This is a genomic window from Kangiella profundi, assembly GCF_002838765.1.
Taxonomy (GTDB): Bacteria; Pseudomonadota; Gammaproteobacteria; order Enterobacterales; family Kangiellaceae; genus Kangiella; species Kangiella profundi.
Genome location: NZ_CP025120.1, coordinates 1,532,971 through 1,550,451 on the forward strand (window position 1 = coordinate 1,532,971; position 17,481 = coordinate 1,550,451).

14 protein-coding genes are annotated in these 17,481 nt (G+C 43.1%); 9 read left to right on the forward strand and 5 right to left on the reverse strand.

What is annotated here, in order from left to right:
• Positions 1 to 208: 208 nt before the first annotated feature.
• Positions 209 to 1,012 carry a phenylalanine 4-monooxygenase gene (gene phhA / locus CW740_RS07155; RefSeq protein ID WP_106646873.1) on the reverse strand — a complete coding sequence of 268 codons (804 nt, stop codon included), beginning with the start codon at positions 1,010 to 1,012 and terminating at the stop codon, positions 209 to 211.
• Between the two features lie 372 nt (positions 1,013 to 1,384).
• Between phhA and CW740_RS07160 the strand changes: the two genes are divergently transcribed.
• Positions 1,385 to 3,325: a transglycosylase SLT domain-containing protein gene (locus tag CW740_RS07160; RefSeq protein WP_227523802.1), complete on the forward strand. Its 1,941-nt coding sequence runs from the start codon at positions 1,385 to 1,387 to the stop codon at positions 3,323 to 3,325.
• A gap of 51 nt (positions 3,326 to 3,376) precedes the next feature.
• Here the strand turns inward: CW740_RS07160 and CW740_RS07165 are convergent, their stop codons facing one another.
• The gene (locus tag CW740_RS07165; RefSeq protein WP_227523803.1) at positions 3,377 to 4,585 is read right to left on the reverse strand and encodes a hypothetical protein; all 1,209 of its coding nucleotides are present in this window, start codon (positions 4,583 to 4,585) and stop codon (positions 3,377 to 3,379) included.
• Positions 4,586 to 4,769: 184 nt separating this feature from the next.
• Between CW740_RS07165 and CW740_RS07170 the strand changes: the two genes are divergently transcribed.
• The 4 genes from CW740_RS07170 to CW740_RS07185 all read left to right on the forward strand — a co-directional run bounded on the left by CW740_RS07170 (position 4,770) and on the right by CW740_RS07185 (position 8,768).
• On the forward strand, positions 4,770 to 5,069 hold the full coding sequence (locus CW740_RS07170) for a DUF6763 family protein (protein ID WP_018624697.1): 300 nt from the start codon (positions 4,770 to 4,772) through the stop codon (positions 5,067 to 5,069).
• A 130-nt stretch (positions 5,070 to 5,199) separates the two neighbouring features.
• Complete coding sequence (gene ung, locus CW740_RS07175) at positions 5,200 to 5,865, forward strand: uracil-DNA glycosylase (protein WP_106646876.1); 666 nt, start codon at positions 5,200 to 5,202, stop codon at positions 5,863 to 5,865.
• A 177-nt stretch (positions 5,866 to 6,042) separates the two neighbouring features.
• The gene (locus tag CW740_RS07180; protein ID WP_227523804.1) at positions 6,043 to 7,002 is read left to right on the forward strand and encodes an ABC transporter substrate-binding protein; all 960 of its coding nucleotides are present in this window, start codon (positions 6,043 to 6,045) and stop codon (positions 7,000 to 7,002) included.
• Positions 6,999 to 8,768 carry a response regulator gene (locus CW740_RS07185; RefSeq protein ID WP_106646878.1) on the forward strand — a complete coding sequence of 590 codons (1,770 nt, stop codon included), beginning with the start codon at positions 6,999 to 7,001 and terminating at the stop codon, positions 8,766 to 8,768. The genes CW740_RS07180 and CW740_RS07185 overlap by 4 nt, the downstream gene beginning before the upstream one ends.
• Here CW740_RS07185 and CW740_RS07190 read toward each other — a convergent pair.
• Positions 8,740 to 10,149, reverse strand: a complete 1,410-nt coding sequence (locus CW740_RS07190) for a formimidoylglutamate deiminase (protein ID WP_227523805.1) — start codon at positions 10,147 to 10,149, stop codon at positions 8,740 to 8,742. The two genes, CW740_RS07185 and CW740_RS07190, sit on opposite strands and share 29 nt — an antisense overlap.
• A gap of 48 nt (positions 10,150 to 10,197) precedes the next feature.
• On the opposite strand from CW740_RS07190, the gene hutI reads away from it, so the two are divergent.
• Positions 10,198 to 11,427: an imidazolonepropionase gene (hutI, locus tag CW740_RS07195; protein WP_106646880.1), complete on the forward strand. Its 1,230-nt coding sequence runs from the start codon at positions 10,198 to 10,200 to the stop codon at positions 11,425 to 11,427.
• Between the two features lie 92 nt (positions 11,428 to 11,519).
• Here hutI and azu read toward each other — a convergent pair whose 3' ends face one another.
• Positions 11,520 to 11,945 carry an azurin gene (azu, locus tag CW740_RS07200; protein ID WP_106646881.1) on the reverse strand — a complete coding sequence of 142 codons (426 nt, stop codon included), beginning with the start codon at positions 11,943 to 11,945 and terminating at the stop codon, positions 11,520 to 11,522.
• 119 nt (positions 11,946 to 12,064) lie between these two features.
• Positions 12,065 to 13,369 carry an N-formylglutamate amidohydrolase gene (locus CW740_RS07205; protein ID WP_227523806.1) on the reverse strand — a complete coding sequence of 435 codons (1,305 nt, stop codon included), beginning with the start codon at positions 13,367 to 13,369 and terminating at the stop codon, positions 12,065 to 12,067.
• An 88-nt stretch (positions 13,370 to 13,457) separates the two neighbouring features.
• On the opposite strand from CW740_RS07205, the gene hutC reads away from it, so the two are divergent.
• Genes hutC through hutH form a run of 3 tightly spaced genes read left to right on the forward strand, consistent with a single transcriptional unit; the run spans position 13,458 to position 17,447 of the window.
• Complete coding sequence (gene hutC, locus CW740_RS07210; protein ID WP_106646883.1) at positions 13,458 to 14,189, forward strand: histidine utilization repressor; 732 nt, start codon at positions 13,458 to 13,460, stop codon at positions 14,187 to 14,189.
• Positions 14,190 to 14,214: 25 nt separating this feature from the next.
• A complete protein-coding gene (gene hutU, locus CW740_RS07215; RefSeq protein WP_106646884.1) occupies positions 14,215 to 15,900 on the forward strand; it encodes a urocanate hydratase in 1,686 nt (561 codons plus the stop codon).
• Between the two features lie 14 nt (positions 15,901 to 15,914).
• Positions 15,915 to 17,447: a histidine ammonia-lyase gene (hutH, locus tag CW740_RS07220; RefSeq protein ID WP_106646885.1), complete on the forward strand. Its 1,533-nt coding sequence runs from the start codon at positions 15,915 to 15,917 to the stop codon at positions 17,445 to 17,447.
• Positions 17,448 to 17,481: the final 34 nt, after the last annotated feature.

The window sequence follows — 17,481 nt, forward strand, 5'->3', positions numbered from 1 at the left end:
TGGAATGACGCTAGCTCCACTGAGCGCGAATCTGGTCGGCAACGATAAACGTTGGTGTGATTTGTTTACTGAATATCAATAACATATATGCCATTTGCCCTGTAACAGCTTGATTTTTAAGTGGCTATTTACGATCCCCACATTATGCAACAGCCCGCCAATATTAACAATATCGCGGGCTGCTTGAATTAGAAGGCACGGTTATATCTTAACTGGCCATTTTCTCTTCTTTTGGTGGATAGAGAGGTTTATGCAAACCAAGTCGTTTGGCTTCCTCAACCATCGACATAACATCAGACTTCGCCAAATCAAATAATTGCTTAAAGTCATCAATTACAAAATACTGAGGCTGCATGATATCAATTCGATAAGGTGTTCTTAGGATATCAATCGGATCAAATGGTTTTCGAATAACATCAGGGTTTTCCAAACTATGAGGCGTTTCGCCTATTGATGAAAGGATACCGCCACCATAAATACGCTGACCTTCTGAAGTATTGATTAAGCCAAACTCCACGGTAAACCAATAGAGTCGAGCAAGGAATACTCGGTCTTCCTTGGATGCAGCGTAACCCAATTTACCGTAAGCACTTGTAAATTCAGCAAAATATGGATTTGTCAGCATGGCGCAGTGGCCAAAAATCTCATGAAAAACATCAGGTTCCTGCAAATAATCCATTTCTTCTCGCGTACGAATAAACGTCGCGCACGGGAACTTCTTATCTGCTAACAGCGCAAAGAACTTATCAAAATTAATCAGCGCCGGAACCCAGGCTACTTCCCAGCCGGTTTCTTTTCGCAGGACACTGGACACTTCTTCCAGTTGAGGGATGCGGTCTTTTGGCAGGTTAATCTTGTCAAGACCCTCAAAATACTCAGGACAGGCACGACCTTTGATCAGTTTTTCCTGGCGCGTAATTAGCTCGTGCCAAACCTGATGCTCTTCGTCTGTGTAGTGAATAAAGCCATCTTCATCCATCGGACGGGCTTTATACTTGGTACCTGTACCCATGTAATTACCTCTTCAATATTTTAATGAGTGTTGCTAACTTATCGGTCAAGATGAGTTAGCTTTGCAAATTACGCGCCACATTATCAATACCTTGGACCACGAAAACAAGTAAAAATTGCCAAACTCTCGATTTAACGAATGGAACTTTTAAGTATCCAGCAATACTAAAGTTTAGAAATACATTTCACGTGAATTTAACTTTAATCAAGCTATGCTTATTGGTATAAATTCAAGCGTTAACTTACTGCCCACCCAACTGGAAAAAATGTTCAAAACAGCAATTAAAACAGTGAAAAAAAATCAAACCAACGTATTGTATAAGAGTCGCCATACATCTCATAACAATTTGCCATCAGTCAATCAAGGAAGATAATGACAATGCGAACACTATTATTAGTCCAGCTCGTTACCATTATAACGCTTTTTAGTACAGCGCAGGCCAAACCAGCCTATACTGCAGATCAGCAAGCGTTTCTTGATGCTGAAAAGGCATTAAGACAAGGTAAACAGCAGGAATACCAGAAGCTCAAGAAGGGTCTCGCTCACTATTCACTGCTTCCTTATCTTGAATACCAGGAAATTCAGGATAACCTGAACAAAAATAGTCAGCAGCAAGTTGATGATTTTATTAACAAATATGAATCATCTCCACTGAGTGGCCGTCTCCGTTGGGACTTTATTCGTGAGCTTGCTAAAAGTAAGAACTATGCCCTTTTGGAGCAGTATTATCCATTTGGCGCAGTAGCCAGCTATGATTGCCAAATCTTGAATCATCAACTTGAAAAGGGAAAGCCCATAAAAGAGCTTTCTGAACAAATAGCCAATCTTTGGAATGTCTCTAAATCTCAACCCAAGGAGTGTGACAAGGTTTTTGAAAAGTGGATTGATAACAACCAGTTACAACAGGAAATTGCCTACCAAAGGTTTTACCAGACTGCCCACGAAGGACCTATCGGACTACTTAACTATCTCAAACGCTACTTGCCACGTGACGAACAATACCTTGCAGACCTATGGCTTAAGGTGCGACGTAATCCAAAAGTAGTAACTCGCTCAAACTTCTTTCCGGGTAAGAAGCCTAATAAGGAAGCACCAATCTTGGTATATGCCGTAAAGCGCCTTGCCTGGGGAGATCGGGAAGATGCCTACAGCGCTTGGAAAAGAACTCAAAGCCGAATTCCACTGGCAGGAGCACACAAATCGGACGTAGAGCGCACTCTCTTCCTTGCTCTGGCTACCCAGAACAACCCTAAAGCTGTGGATATGGCAAAAGATAAATTAAAAGACCAATTGGATGATGAATTGGTTAACCATTGGAAGCTGGTAACATTTTTACGCACCCAGGACTGGCAAAGCATTACTCAGCTTTATGAACTGTTACCTTTTGATCAGCAAAGCAGCGAGCAATGGCGTTACTGGTATGCCGTAGCCCTGGATGAGCTGGGACAAAAAGAAGAAGCAAAAATATTGTTAACAGAACTGGCGAATGAGCGTGATTACTATGGTTATAAAGCTGCTATTCGCACTAAGCAGCCTATTCTATTGAATCATGCTCCACTAATTATTCCTGAAGAAGTTATGCAGTCAGTTAGAAAGTCTGCCAATGTAGAGCGAGCCAGAGAACTATACGCCATAGGACGCTATCTCGATGCCACTCGAGAGTGGCGTAGTTTGTTAAACCAATTAAAAACGCCTGAAGAATTTCAGGCTGCGGCAGTGATTGCCAATGAATGGGGCTGGTATAACCAAAGCATTCTGACCATTGCCCGTGCACAAGTTTGGGATGATACAGATATTCGCTTCCCTACTGCTTTTAAAGAAGACTACATCAAGATGGGCAAACAAATTCAACTGCCACCGCATTGGTTAATGGGCGTCGCTCGTCAGGAGAGTGCTTACGGCCCCAGAGCTGTATCACCAGCCGGTGCTTATGGGCTGATGCAGGTCATGCCGAATACAGCAAAAGCTTTTGCAAGAAAGTTTCAAATCCCTTACTCGCATAGAAGTGACCTGCTTGATCCATCGATAAATATCCAAATGGGAAGTCGCTATCTGCAAATGCGATATGAGGAGCTTGAACAAAATCCAGTGTATGCTTCAGCAGCTTACAATGCGGGAAAGAGTAGGATTGAGGAATGGAAAAAGTATGGCCGTTACCCAACGGAAGTTTGGATAGAAGCCATTCCTTACACTGAAACCCGAGATTATATTAAGCGTGTCATGACTTATCGTCAGGTATATGCACTTAAACTTGGACTTGATGATGATATTTTTGAATATATTTTGACTACAGAAACCGGTGATAAAAAATAAAAGGCGCCCTTGGGCGCCTTATGCTTTATCAAACAGATAAAAGTACCTTTCTTAAAAGTATCTTTCAAAGGTAATCGACAAATAATCATCATTGCGTAATGGATAAAATATACTATCCATTGGACGGTTCTCATCAATTCCTTCAAACCAGCGCCCTTCTATAACTAACTTCCAGCTATCGCCTAAACGACGACTGGCTTCAAGATTGATAAATTGTTGATTGTCGGCATAGGAATACCCGAGCAAGACTTCGGTTGATGGAATATCATTCATTGCCAGACGAAAGCCACCTACCAACACATCCTCCTGCTTGAAACCACCAGGTAAAATATCACGAGAGTCATGCTGATACTCCATGATAACGCCTAAATCGGCACCAGAGTCTGTAACACCATAGAAAGTATATTCAAAGCCACCGACCGCTGCTGAATAACGGTTAGCCTCGAATCCAGATCGACTCATAGCTTCCAACTTCCAAAGCCAGGCACCCTTAGTTGCCTGCAAATCTATACTGGTTTGATCTATGGCTACATACACTGGGCGAAGTGTCGGATTATTGGGGTTCGATGTGTCCAGAACAAACTGTGGTTCTCGACTTGTTCCTGAAAAATGCGCGACACCGATGTCCCAGTCACCAAACCAATTTGACCAGCGAATAGCACCATCTAGACGGGACTTCCCATCGGGATCTTCATAGATAGGGTTATCGGTATCAATCACATAAGGAAAACGCAAACGCCCCTCTTCACCAGCAAAAGTCCTTTCACGAAAACCCGGCAATGCAAAAATACTTAGCAAACCCCAGTCACGCTCAGTCGATATTGCCACCATCGGCTGCCCCAATTTATCCTCACCATCGATATTTTCAACAAAGTCAGTCTGGTTAATGATATCAACTAAATGCTGCGACTCAGCTACACCCCAGAAAACCTTCCCGATACCTGCCTTTACTTCCCACTCATCACCGATATATTGCAACATCAGCTCACGAATATCCCCGTGAGTACGTTCACTATCCATGCTATCCCAGCGATAAAAAGGCTTAAAGACAAGGCTAAGATTGTGCTCATCCCAGCTGTGAAAAAACTCAGGCTCAATCATTACAGAAGCTAGCTCCTGCTCCTGTCCAAAATCACCTTCCTCAAAGTAGTAGCGGCCTTCAGTAGCAATAACACCGCGCCACTCAGCGGAAAGTGCTGGCAAAGGTAACAAAATCAAAAGGCTATAAATAAGAGATTGATATAATTTCGATAAAGACATGCATTCCATACTAGTTGGTCTGTTATTTGCGCACATTGTAATTAATGATGACCACAATTACTAGCGAGCAATCTTTGTTAATCCACTTCGCATAATAGACAATATCAATAGCCGGAATCGTGCATTTTTTGAGCAATATGCTACTCTGAACATGAAAGATTAAAGACACAAAAAAGGAGGTCACATGGCACAGTTATTAACGCCACAGCGTGGCCATTGGTATAAACGCTCTGACCTGGACACCATTTTTGAGGTAGTGGCCTTAGATGATGATGAAGGCACTATTGAAGTGCAGTATTTTGGCGGAGAAATCGAAGAATTTGACATTAATAGCTGGCAATTACTCGAGCTAAGTCAGGCAGCACCGCCAGAAGATTGGAGTGGCGCACTTGAAGTAGATGATTATACCCGTGGCGATGATTTAGACTTAGCACCAGGCTCTCTGGATGATGTGCTTAACATCATTGATTCGAACGACTATTAATAGTGCCCTTTCGCCTATACCAAAGTCATCGGCTGATTAACCAATAGGCTTAACTTAAAAAGGTTACCCTGTAGCCATATAACTGACATTCGTTATAATCTACCCCACGTATTCACTTAATCATTTAAGAATGTCTGAGCCAATTAGCAGCTGGGCTGAAGTTCTAGGGCCAGTAAAAAAACAAAATTATTTCAAAGAGTTATTGTCATTTATAGAATCCGAGAGAGAGTCCGGAAAAACCATTTATCCCCCCAAAGAACAAGTCTTCGCAGCACTTAGTTTGACTGAGTTTGCACAGGTAAAAGTTGTTATCTTAGGCCAAGATCCTTATCACGGTCCTAATCAGGCAAACGGGCTTTGCTTTTCCGTTAATCCAGAACAACCGCTTCCCCCTTCACTACGAAACATTTATAAAGAGCTGGTCAGTGATATCGGTTGCCCGCAACCTGTAAATGGCGACTTAACCAGCTGGGCCAAACAGGGCGTGCTTCTTCTGAATACTGTTCTTACCGTAGAAGCAGCCAAGGCAAACTCGCATAAAGGGCGTGGCTGGGAAGTATTCACCGATGAAGTCATTCAGGCACTGAACAGGGCAGATCAACCAATTATATTCCTGCTATGGGGTTCACAGGCTCAGGCCAAATCCAGCTTGATAAAAAACTCCAAACACACTATCTTAACGGCACCGCATCCGTCGCCACTTTCGGCGCACCGCGGTTTTTTTGGCTGTAAGCATTTTTCTAAAACAAATCAAATACTTGTAGAAAATGACCAAACACCTATAAAATGGTGTTAGTTATGCTTGGGGGCAGCAGATTATTGCTGGTTAATTGGCATAAACTGAGTGTATAAATTATTGGAATATCGTACATTTGATATTACTGCGCATTCGTAGCAAGGAATATTAGAAATAGATTGATGGATTATGGACTGCTTTCTTAGGGCTTTTAAAACATATAACAAACTGCTTTTAGTGTTATTTCTATTGGCGGGAGGATTTCCTTTTGCCTATACAGCTCAAGAGCAAAGTGAAAGTTCACAGCCTCAAAAACAAATTACTATCATAGCGCAACACTTCTCCAGCAATTACTCCACTATCGCCAAAAGCCTCTCATTATCTTCTCTAGCTGACGACTATCGAATTGTTAATATTTCTTTGGATGACTGGAAAATCCTCAAGCCGCAATCCGAGCTCATCATCAGCTTAGGTTACTCCCCACTCGAAGAACTCCTCAAGTCAGAATATCAAGGCCCTGTACTGGCAGCTCTAATCACTTCTCAGGAATGGAAAGAGCTGGTGAGTCAAACTCCCCCACCCTCATCAGTTAGCGCCATTTTCTATGACCCGGATCCACAAAGACAAATTGTACTCGGCAAACTGTTATTGCCATTGTCTAAATCTGTTGGTGTCATGTATTCAATGGACTCCCCTTATTTCCTGGAGGGGTATAAACCAGCAATAAATGCAACAGACCTGACCTTGCAAACGCTCCAAATCAAACAGGCCTCTGAGGTAGCCAGACAATTTCCTGTCCTTTCCCAAGACTCAGACTTTATAATAGCTCAGCCTGATCCTGTTATTTATAACAGCCAGACTTTGCCGAGGGTTTTATTAAGCAGCTATCGTCAGCGAAAAGTGATCATTGGTTATTCGGTAGGGCTTGTAAATGCTGGTGCAGTTGCAACCACTTTTACTACTCCTGAAATGTTGGTAGATGACTTGAGAGAATCCACCAGTAAAATGCTGACTCAAGGATTCAAAAGATTCATAAGACACAGCGCTTATTGGGATATTAAATACAATTCCGAAGTTGCTCGCTCCCTGGGTCTGGATATAGTCTCTATAGAGACGTTACAATCTGAGTTAAACAAGCTGAATCTTTCAGCAGAAAACAACTTAGAACAGACACCCTCAGAGAAGGATGAATTGTGAAGCGCGCAAAATATGTTAATCAATACAACCTGGCATTTATTCTCGCCGTCATCGCGCTACTGTTTGTTGCAAATTACTTATTTGGTAAAGCAAGCCAACAACAACATTTTTACCAGCAAAAAAACCTCAGCCAGTCCATTCTTGCAAACCTAACGATTGAACTCGAGTATGGACTCTCTTTTGGTAACAAAGTAGACCTTAAAAATTCATTGGAAGCTCTAAGAAATAACCAGGGGCTTGCCATGATTACAGTCTATGACAATCAGTCAAATGTCATGGCTCAACTGGATAATCGAGATCTATTATCAATACCGGAAGATGTTGATCTCATCAATTTTACTCAACCAATAGATCAAAGCCCAAGTAGCTCTTTAAGTGATTCTTTACTATTAAATGAAGAAATATTGCAAAGCGTCAAGCTCGAAAGACGACTAGGCGAAGTAACCCTAAGCATGACGCCTCTGGCGTATAGCCCTACCTCGCAGGAAATACAAACTTATCAAACAATGCTGAATGCAATTATCATCATTTTGATGATAATGCTTTGGGCATATATGTACTACCGTCTGAGCTACACCAGTCGCATTATGAAAAAAATGACCGAGTCCCTGAACCGCTCGGTATTACCAAGAAATATTCTCTATAACACCAAAACACAGGAAGCACAGGCTTTAATTAAAGCGATTATTGACATTTTTTTACAGAATAAAAACTTAGAGCATCAACTGACATTGCTTAAGACGGAAGTGGCTCAGGCCAGACGTGATGCAAATACCGAGTTACAGGAATTCCTTGGTTTCCTGCTCGAAAATCCTATTGAACATGATGATGAAACTATCCAGCTATTCTATCAGTCCATTACTCAGCACATCGGTGATCGAAAGAGCTCAATTTGGTCAAGAGACTTATTAAAGCAGGTAATAACAGAGCTCTCTAGCTTGGCAAAAAGCGAACAAGTGACAATTTATGATACTTATAGTGGTGACCGTATTAATCGTCAGCTGATAATTGATAGAGATAATTTTAAGCGTTTTTTACTACTATTGGTTGAGCAATTAATAAAAGTCTGCTCAGGCCATCAGCTCAGTATTTCATTTGATCAAAGGCAAGCAATTAAAGACAACACTATTTTAAGAATTTCGATCGAATCGGATGCTGAAAACTTTATTGAAGGTGTTAATACTCAAAGCTTGTTCCACTTTTCTCATGAAGCACCTATTACCTGTTACAGCAATAATGTCCACCTAATTGCAGCCAAACATTTATTACGTAAGTTTGGGGGCGAATATTTCTACTTTGAAAAAGAGGTTAGAATTGAAATACCTGTTGCGACATTAGCGACAGATGAACCTGAAGTCTGGACGGAAAGTGTAACGCCAATTGAAACCGATATTAATGCCCTGATTTTTGATTCAGACCCTATCGATAAAATGGTACTGATGGGCTATCTCGAAAAACTAGGCGTCAATACAGAGAAAGCATCGGCAAAACAAGTAGTGCTACAGAAAATTCGCCACGAAAAGTTCGATATCATTATGGTCAACTCAGATTTTTTCCATGACCCTGACCCTTTCTTTTTTACCAACTTTGCCAGTGAGCTTAATGACCAAATGGAGAAAACCAGTATTTTGGTCATCAGCAGTGACTCAAGCGTAAAGGAAACAGAATTATTTAAATCTCTGAACGCTCACTATCTTCCTAAGCCTATCGATATATACCAGCTTAAAACAAAATTAATCAATTTATGCACTGACGCAGGCGATTGATCGTTTTGCTGTAAGCCTTTCTGATTTCTTCTTCATTCCGATGAATGCCATTTTCAACTTGACACTCTCCTTTTGCCCACACTGAACGAATTGCTTCATTACTAAACTGATGATTAAAAATAAATGCATCCATCAGCTGATCTTCTTCTTTTCCCATTAAAGCAAAACTGTCGGGACTCAGCTCAATGAAATCAGCCTGACAACCAACTCTAATAACACCTGTCTTTTGCCCTAAAGATTGAGCCCCAGAACGTGCAGCCTGCTGCCACAACCATATACCATTTGAGCTAAATTCTTTCTCAACTAATACCGTTCGTGACTGCTGTGATAATCTTTGCTGATATTCAAGCCAACGTAATTCCTCAACTGCATCAACCGATATGTGACTGTCACTACCAACCGACCATCGTCCCTGATGCTGCTTATAATCAAGCATAGGAAAGAAGCCATCACCTAAGTTAGCTTCGGTCGTTGTGCAGATTGCTACTACCGCCTTTGATGCCGCGACGCTCTTAATTTCTTCAATGGTCATATGCGTTGCATGCACCAGACACCAACGTTCATTAACATCACACTGTTCTGTCAACCACTCAACAGGACGCTTGTCATGAAACTCCAGACAGTCATTAACTTCTTTCATCTGCTCAGCGATATGGATATGAATCGGGGCCTTATCATTGAGACTATTTAAATGATTAATGGCAAACTCCAGATCATTTCCATTAACTGCTCTTAGCGAGTGCGGAGCTATACCAAATGATTGCTGATACTGATTGGAAAGTTGTGAAACCTTATTGAGTAAAGTGGCATAAGCATCTTGGTCATGTATAAAACGTTTTTGGCCAGAATTAGGCTCAAGATCACCAAAACCGCTGTAACGATAAAACACGGGTAATAACGTAAGATTAATGCCGGACTCTTTTGCTGACTCGAAAATGCGTTGCGACATCTCAGCAGGATTTGCATATAAGTTGCCACTGATATCATGGTGCAAGTAATGGAATTCGCCGACTGATGTATATCCGGCTTTTAACATTTGCATATAAAGGGCTGAAGCTATTGCTTGCAGATCTTCTGGCTGAATGGCATCAACGAATCCATACATTGCCTGACGCCAGGTCCAGAAGCTATCGCCGCCTTTACCGCTTTTTTCACCCAAACCAGCCATTGCCCACTGAAAAGCATGAGAGTGGCTATTTGGCAAACCAGGGATGATCGCTCCATGCAGACGCGTGCCAGAAAAATCAGCTTCAAGCTGCGTGTCTGGTTTCAATTCTAGGATAACGCCATTACAATCGACCTTTATCAGAACATCATTAGCCCAGCCAGAGTCTGTTAGAGCCTGCTTGGCGAAAATATGTTTTTCAGTATTAGAAGTCATTGATGGGTCAACCTGTCTGTTAATCTTTGTAAGAAACGGGATCATAATATGAGCCAACCAGAAACTAAACCCTTTGATTACCTTATTCATAATGTGAATGTCGCAAGCATGGCAACTCATGGCGACTATGGCATCATTGAAAATGCCTGTTTAGGAGTTAAATCAGGGGTTATTGAGTTTATCGGCACTCAAGAACAGCTGACCGCCCCCAATGAACTGGAGAGCAACGCAGAGACTGTGATCAACGCCCATAACCAATGGCTCACCCCAGGTTTGATTGATTGTCATACCCACCTCGTTTATGGCGGTAATCGCGCCAATGAGTTTGAAATGCGATTAAATGGTGCCAGTTACGAAGACATCGCTAAAGCCGGAGGCGGCATTCTTTCTTCGGTAAGTGCAACACGAGCGGCAACTGAGCAGCAACTGTTTGAAACTGCATCAAAACGCTTGAAGTCATTACTGAAAGAAGGCCTCACTACCATTGAAATTAAATCAGGTTATGGCCTTGATACCGAAACTGAAATCAAAATGCTGAAAGTTGCAAGAAGACTTGGCAAAGAGTTTCCAGTAAGGGTTTCCACTACCTTTCTCGGTGCACACGCACTTCCACCGGAATACAAAGATCGTGCTGATGATTATATCGATTTAGTGCGCAACGAAATGCTACCCACCATAGCAGAACTTGAGCTGGCGGATGCAGTTGATGCATTTTGTGAAAATATTGGTTTCAGCTACCAGCAGACCCAAAAAGTTTTTGAAACCGCAAAACAGCTTGGACTGCCGGTTAAACTTCATGCTGAACAATTATCCGATCAGTCTGGCGCGGGGTTGGCGGCAGATTTCGGTGCACTGTCTGCTGACCATCTTGAATATTTATCACATGAATCAATTGATAAAATGGCCCAAAGTGGAACGGTTGCTGTGCTTTTACCCGGTGCTTTTTACTTTCTAAGAGAAACTAAATTACCGCCCATCCAGGCGCTACGCGACAAGCAGGTTCCAATGGCGATTGCCACTGACAGTAATCCAGGAACCTCACCTGCAGAGTCTTTATTGCTAATGTTGAATATGGCTTGCACTTTATTCAGGATGACACCGCTGGAGTCGTTACAGGGAGTGACAGTCAATGCAGCTAAAGCGCTTGGCTTGAGTAAGGAAATAGGAACACTTGAGGTAGGTAAAAAAGCCGATATGGTTTTATGGGATATCGATCATCCTAACCAATTAAGCTACCAGTTAGGAGGTAGCAACTGGACACGAACATTTAAAGGTTAAGGCCAATTATCCTTAGTGCAGGCAAAAAAAAGAGCGTTCATAAGAACGCTCTTTTTATAGAGAATAATAAGTCAAAACACTTACTCTACAGCCTATTCTACAATGATGACGCCTTTCATCATAAAAGAGTGGCCAGGGAAACTACAGATAAACTCATAAGTACCCTTCTCTTTCAAAGTAAAGGTTATGGTGTCACTTTCGCCACCACCAATGACTTTGGTGTGAGCTAAGACACTGTCATTACCTTCAGGGATATAATCATTGGCTTTTGCTTGAATAGCAGCATTAGCAAAGGCTTGAACATCGGTTCCCTGCGCCAATACCACGAAGTTATGACCCATGACATCTTTTGCTAATTTACCCGTATGATTTAAGGTTAGTTTTATTTCTTCGCCAGCCTTAACCTTAATTTCGCTAACGTCGAATTTCATTGCGTCATCACTGTTTACAACAACATCTTTTGCAAACAAAGGCATAGCAAATAAAGCTAAAACAACTGTTAATAAAATGTTACGCATTTTGTCACCTTTTAGGTTGGATTAAACACGCATCTAGGATACCAATTTAAGGTGAACAAGACATGAATTTAGCCACATTTTTGCTGTATATCTTTTAATGAATTCGAACCCATTGATTATTATTTTTTATGCAAGAGAACAGCTAAATTTTGGAAAAATTCCTTGATATATATTTGAACCTGCTGAGCTTTAGCTTTATCAAATAATCGTAATTGCTCATCAAGATAAGTAATCTGTGATAACTCCAGCTGTAAACAATAAATCTGGTTTTCCGGATCGGCATAATGTCGGGTAATATACCCCCCTTTGAATCGTCCATTAATCACTTTACTGAACTGCCCTGTATAAAACTCTTCCAGCAAAGAGGTCATTTCCTGGCTGACTGTAGCACCGTTATTGGTACCGAAATTAAAGTCCGGCAATCGACCTTCAAAAAAGCGTGGCACATGTGACTGAATGGTATGCGCCTCAAATAACAAACAATACCCAAACCGTTCTTTTGCACTTGCGATAAGGCTTTTAAGTTGCTCATGATAAGGTTGCCAGTAATGGGTAATGCGGCGACGTATTTCGTCATCGTCTGGCAGATTCTTTTCTGTATATAGCGGCTCTCGATCAAAGTTACTGGTTGGACATAGCTCAGTGTTGTCCGCGCCCGCATAAAGCACCTCGCCTGATTTGTCCCGATTGAGATCGATCGTATAGCGCGAATAATTGGCATTAATCCGTGTAATGTTCAGCTCATCTAAAAACTCATATAAGTCGGTCAGGTACCAGTCAGTATCGGCACTGTCATAGGCAGCGGGTGTCATCTGTTTAATTACGTCGTGCGGAATGAACTGTCCATGGTGTGGCATTGAAACAATTATCGGCGAATCATGGAGCTGTAGATCAAATACAGGGTAATCTTCAGGTTTTAACTTTAGTGTAGCCCGATCAAGAGTTAATACATCCGGCTCGACATATTCCTTTCGAGCCTGCTCTGACTCCAGTAACGACTCTGAATAATAAATTCCTATTAACGACTTGGCATCCTTTAATAAGTACCCACAACGCCCTTCTACCTGCTCCCAGGAGTCAGTGTTTAAATACCATTTCACCTGCAACAGATAGTCGATAAAAAAATCGGTCATGGTTCGATGATATTTTTCTTCTGCACCTAGGACCTTGGTCAGCTTAATCAATCCCTGATGGATACGCTCTCGGGCACTCGATACCGGGTAGTGATTGATATAGTGCCAGGCCACACGAAGATGGTTTCTATGATTAAAGTCGCCACCAGCAATAGACTGGGCTTCAAATTGTTCAACTAACTGATTGATATTCATACGAATGGGGATTTCTCTATTAATTCTCGATATAAATTTATGATGTTCGGGAGTTGCTTTTAGCTTGTATTTTTGGTTGTATATACAACCTAGCATACAAGACTCATTTAATTAGTCAAACGGCAAATACTAACAGGTGTCATTTGCCAGTAATTACAGACCACAGAGTGTATTGGAAGCATTAATGACAGAACAGAATACTCGCCTTTACATCACCGTTAAAGAGTTTATTAAACAAGGCATCGAACAGCAACGCTGGAAAGAGCATAAGCGCGTGCCTTCTGAGAATGAACTGGTTGAAACCTGCAAAGTCAGCCGCATGACGGCACGTCGTGCCCTGGATGAACTTACTGAAGAAGGTATTTTATATCGAGTGCAGGGTCGCGGGACATTTGTAGCTCCCAAGAAGCTTTACTCGCCTATGCTTAAAATTCGCAATATAGCCGAAGAGATTATTGAGCGTGGTGGAAATTATTCGAATGAACTGATCTTGCTACAAAAAGAACAATGCCCTTCTCACCTTTTGGCTCGTTTTGAGCTTGATGAAGGTGACGATATTTACCACTCCATCATGGTGCATAAGGATAACGACAAGCCAATACAAATCGAACAGCGTTATGTTAACCCCAAAGCGGCTCCAGACTATTTGAAGCAGGATTATTCAAGCATTACTCCGAATGTCTATTTGTCGAAGGTGGCACCCCTGACTGAAGTTGAGCATCAGATTGAGGCGCGTGAAGCTGACCCTTTCATGCAGGTAACTTTGAAACTGCAGGAAAATGAACCTGTGTTATGTATTGACCGAGCAACCTGGTCAAATGAAACACTGGTCAGCTACAGTCAGCTTTATCACCCTGCCAGCCGCTTCCGCATAACCGGGCGCTTTAAAACCGAACATCAACTAACCGAGTTATAGAGACTCGCTAAAGAGGAATACAGATATGACTGACAAGAATCGTTTTGATCCCGATCGCGTCATTCGTGCGCCACATGGCTCTAAGCTAAATGCAAAATCATGGCTTACCGAAGCACCACTTCGTATGCTGATGAATAATCTTGATCCTGACGTTGCAGAACATCCGCAAGGCTTAGTGGTTTATGGTGGTATTGGTCGTGCTGCCCGTAACTGGGAATGCTATGACAAGATCGTAGACACTCTCAAGCGTTTAAACGATGACGAATCTCTGCTAGTACAGTCTGGTAAGCCAGTGGGTGTGTTTAAGACTCATAGCGATGCACCACGAGTGTTAATCGCTAATTCCAACTTGGTTCCTCACTGGGCCAACTGGGAGCATTTTAATGAGCTCGATAAGAAAGGCCTGATGATGTATGGCCAGATGACTGCGGGCTCCTGGATCTATATCGGTAGTCAAGGCATTGTGCAGGGTACCTACGAGACTTTTGTCGAAGCTGGGCGTCAGCACTTTAATGGCGAAACCCAAGGTAAATGGATCTTGACCGGTGGTCTCGGTGGCATGGGTGGCGCGCAACCACTGGCGGCGACAATGGCTGGATATTGCATGATTGCGGTTGAGTGTGACGAAACACGTATCGACTTCCGTATCCGTACCGGCTACGTCGATAAAAAAGCAACCAGTGTGGATGAAGCCATTGCTCAGCTTAACGAAGCTCTTGATAAGGGTCAGGCCATTTCGATTGGCCTGCTAGGTAATGCAGCCGAAGTGTTCCCAGAACTTTACAAGCGTGGCATCAAGCCTGACCTGGTTACGGACCAGACTTCTGCTCATGATCCCGTTAACGGCTACTTGCCGATTGGCTGGACCGTTGAACAGTGGCGCAAAGAAGCGCAAGCTAATCCTGAACTGGTGAGTAAAGAAGCGAAGAAATCGATGGCGGTTCAAGTTCAAGCGATGCTGGACTTTTACCATCAAGGTATCCCAACGGTTGACTATGGTAACAATATCCGTCAAATGGCGCTTGAAGAAGGCGTTACCAACGCTTTTGATTTCCCAGGGTTTGTGCCAGCCTACATTCGCCCCCTCTTCTGTCGTGGCGTAGGCCCATTCCGTTGGGCGGCTCTTTCCGGTGATCCAGAAGATATCTACAAAACCGATCAAAAGGTTAAAGAAATCATCGCAGATGATCCGCACCTTCATAATTGGCTTGATATGGCACGAGAACGCATCCAATTCCAGGGCTTACCTGCTCGTATTTGCTGGGTTGGACTTGGTCTGCGCCATAAGCTTGGCCTGGCTTTCAATGAGATGGTACGTAACGGTGAGCTTAAAGCACCGGTTGTAATTGGACGTGACCACCTGGATTCAGGTTCTGTTGCCAGCCCTAATCGCGAAACCGAGGGCATGATGGATGGCTCGGATGCGGTATCCGATTGGCCGCTATTAAACGCCATGCTTAATGTTGCTGGCGGTGCGACCTGGGTTTCATTGCACCACGGTGGCGGTGTGGGTATGGGCTTCTCGCAGCATTCTGGAGTAGTTATTTGTTGTGACGGTACTGAAGAAGCCGACAAGCGCATTGAGCGTGTGCTATTCAATGACCCAGCGACAGGTGTTATGCGTCATGCTGATGCAGGCTATGATATCGCTAAACAATGCGCCAAAGAGCAAGGCCTCGATCTTCCCATGCTCAATGAACAAAATTCTTAAGAGGTAGTAACACTATGTTCGAATTTACCTTAACCCCTGGTAAGTTATCTTTGGCTGATTGCAGACGGATTTATAGAGAATCCGTTTCTATCAACTTGAATAATGATTTCTATCCAGTGATTGACCGTGCCGCGCAAACAGTCGCTGATGTCATTAATAACAACAAAACCGTTTACGGCATCAATACTGGCTTTGGTTTATTAGCATCAACACGTATACCCAAGGAAAAACTGGAGCTACTGCAGGAAAGCCTGGTTCTTTCTCACGCAGCTGGTATTGGCGAACTGCTGTCCGATAATGTTGTTCGTTTATTGATGGTTCTCAAACTATCCAGTTTAGCGCAAGGCCATTCTGGCGTTCGTCGAGAAACGGTTGATGCCCTTATCAGTCTAGTAAATCATGAGGTTTACCCTTGTATCCCGGAAAAAGGTTCTGTCGGAGCATCCGGTGACCTGGCCCCTCTTGCCCATATGAGCTGTACCCTTATTGGTGTAGGACAGGTTCGTCATAATGGTCAGGTTATTTCTGCCGTTGAGGGCTTGAAAATAGCAGGCCTGGAACCTTTAACGCTGGGCGCAAAAGAAGGATTGGCACTGCTTAATGGTACTCAATGTTCAACTGCTCTTGCTTTAGCAGGATTGTTTGGTGCCGAAAATAACTTTGCGGCTGCCATTGTAGCCGGTGGGCTTTCGGTGGATGCGGTCATGGGTAGCGTGGCACCATTCGATGCAAGAATCCATCAGGTTCGAGGCCACAAGGGCCAGCAGCAGGTGGCATTAAGCTTACTCAACTTGATCAAAGACAGCGAAATTAACAGTTCGCATGAAGATTGTGAAAAAGTACAGGACCCCTACTCGCTACGTTGCCAACCGCAGGTAATGGGCGCAGCTCTGGATCACATGCGCTTTGCAGCCTCTGTTCTTCTAACTGAAGCCAATGCCGTGTCAGATAATCCATTAGTATTCCCAGAGCAGGGCGACATCATTTCTGGTGGTAATTTCCACGCAGAGCCCGTTGCCATGTCTTCGGATCTACTTGCTATCGTGATTTCAGAGGTTGGCGCAATCGTTGAACGACGGATTGCGCTAATGCTTGATAAACATTTGAGCGGCTTGCCAGCCTTCCTGGTTCAGGATGGTGGCGTCAATTCTGGTTTTATGATCGCACAGGTTACAGCTGCAGCACTCGCTTCAGAAAATAAAACGCTGGCTCATCCTGCTTCAGTGGATAGTTTACCTACATCTGCTAATCAAGAAGATCATGTATCCATGGCAACCTTTGCCGCACGTCGTCTACGTGACATGAACTTTAATACCGCCGGAGTCATTGCCGTTGAGCTTCTGTCTGCAGTGCAGGGCATAGATTTCAGAGCACCTCTGAAGACCTCCCCTCGCCTACAGAAAGCCTACGACTTGATTCGTGAAAAAGTTCCTTATTACGAGAAGGACCGTCACTTTGGACCAGATATCGAAGCCATAAAGGCATTAATCGATGAAGGTGTATTCAATGAGATGGTTAGTGAGCTAGAACTGCCAAGCCTTAGCTAAGAAAGTCTTTAAATACTCAGTACGAAAATGCAAA

Bases quoted from the DNA above. Each gene is read 5' to 3' on its own strand.
- ung (WP_106646876.1), top strand. From the start codon at position 5,200: ATGTCTGAGCCAATTAGCAGCTGGGCTGAAGTTCTAGGGCCAGTAAAA.
- CW740_RS07190 (WP_227523805.1), bottom strand. From the start codon at position 10,149: ATGACTTCTAATACTGAAAAACATATTTTCGCCAAGCAGGCTCTAACA.
- hutU (WP_106646884.1), top strand. From the start codon at position 14,215: ATGACTGACAAGAATCGTTTTGATCCCGATCGCGTCATTCGTGCGCCA.
- phhA (WP_106646873.1), bottom strand. From the start codon at position 1,012: ATGGGTACAGGTACCAAGTATAAAGCCCGTCCGATGGATGAAGATGGC.
- hutH (WP_106646885.1), top strand. From the start codon at position 15,915: ATGTTCGAATTTACCTTAACCCCTGGTAAGTTATCTTTGGCTGATTGC.
- azu (WP_106646881.1), bottom strand. From the start codon at position 11,945: ATGCGTAACATTTTATTAACAGTTGTTTTAGCTTTATTTGCTATGCCT.
- CW740_RS07205 (WP_227523806.1), bottom strand. From the start codon at position 13,369: ATGCTAGGTTGTATATACAACCAAAAATACAAGCTAAAAGCAACTCCC.
- hutC (WP_106646883.1), top strand. From the start codon at position 13,458: ATGACAGAACAGAATACTCGCCTTTACATCACCGTTAAAGAGTTTATT.
- hutI (WP_106646880.1), top strand. From the start codon at position 10,198: ATGAGCCAACCAGAAACTAAACCCTTTGATTACCTTATTCATAATGTG.
- CW740_RS07170 (WP_018624697.1), top strand. From the start codon at position 4,770: ATGGCACAGTTATTAACGCCACAGCGTGGCCATTGGTATAAACGCTCT.
- CW740_RS07165 (WP_227523803.1), bottom strand. From the start codon at position 4,585: ATGTCTTTATCGAAATTATATCAATCTCTTATTTATAGCCTTTTGATT.
- CW740_RS07160 (WP_227523802.1), top strand. From the start codon at position 1,385: ATGACAATGCGAACACTATTATTAGTCCAGCTCGTTACCATTATAACG.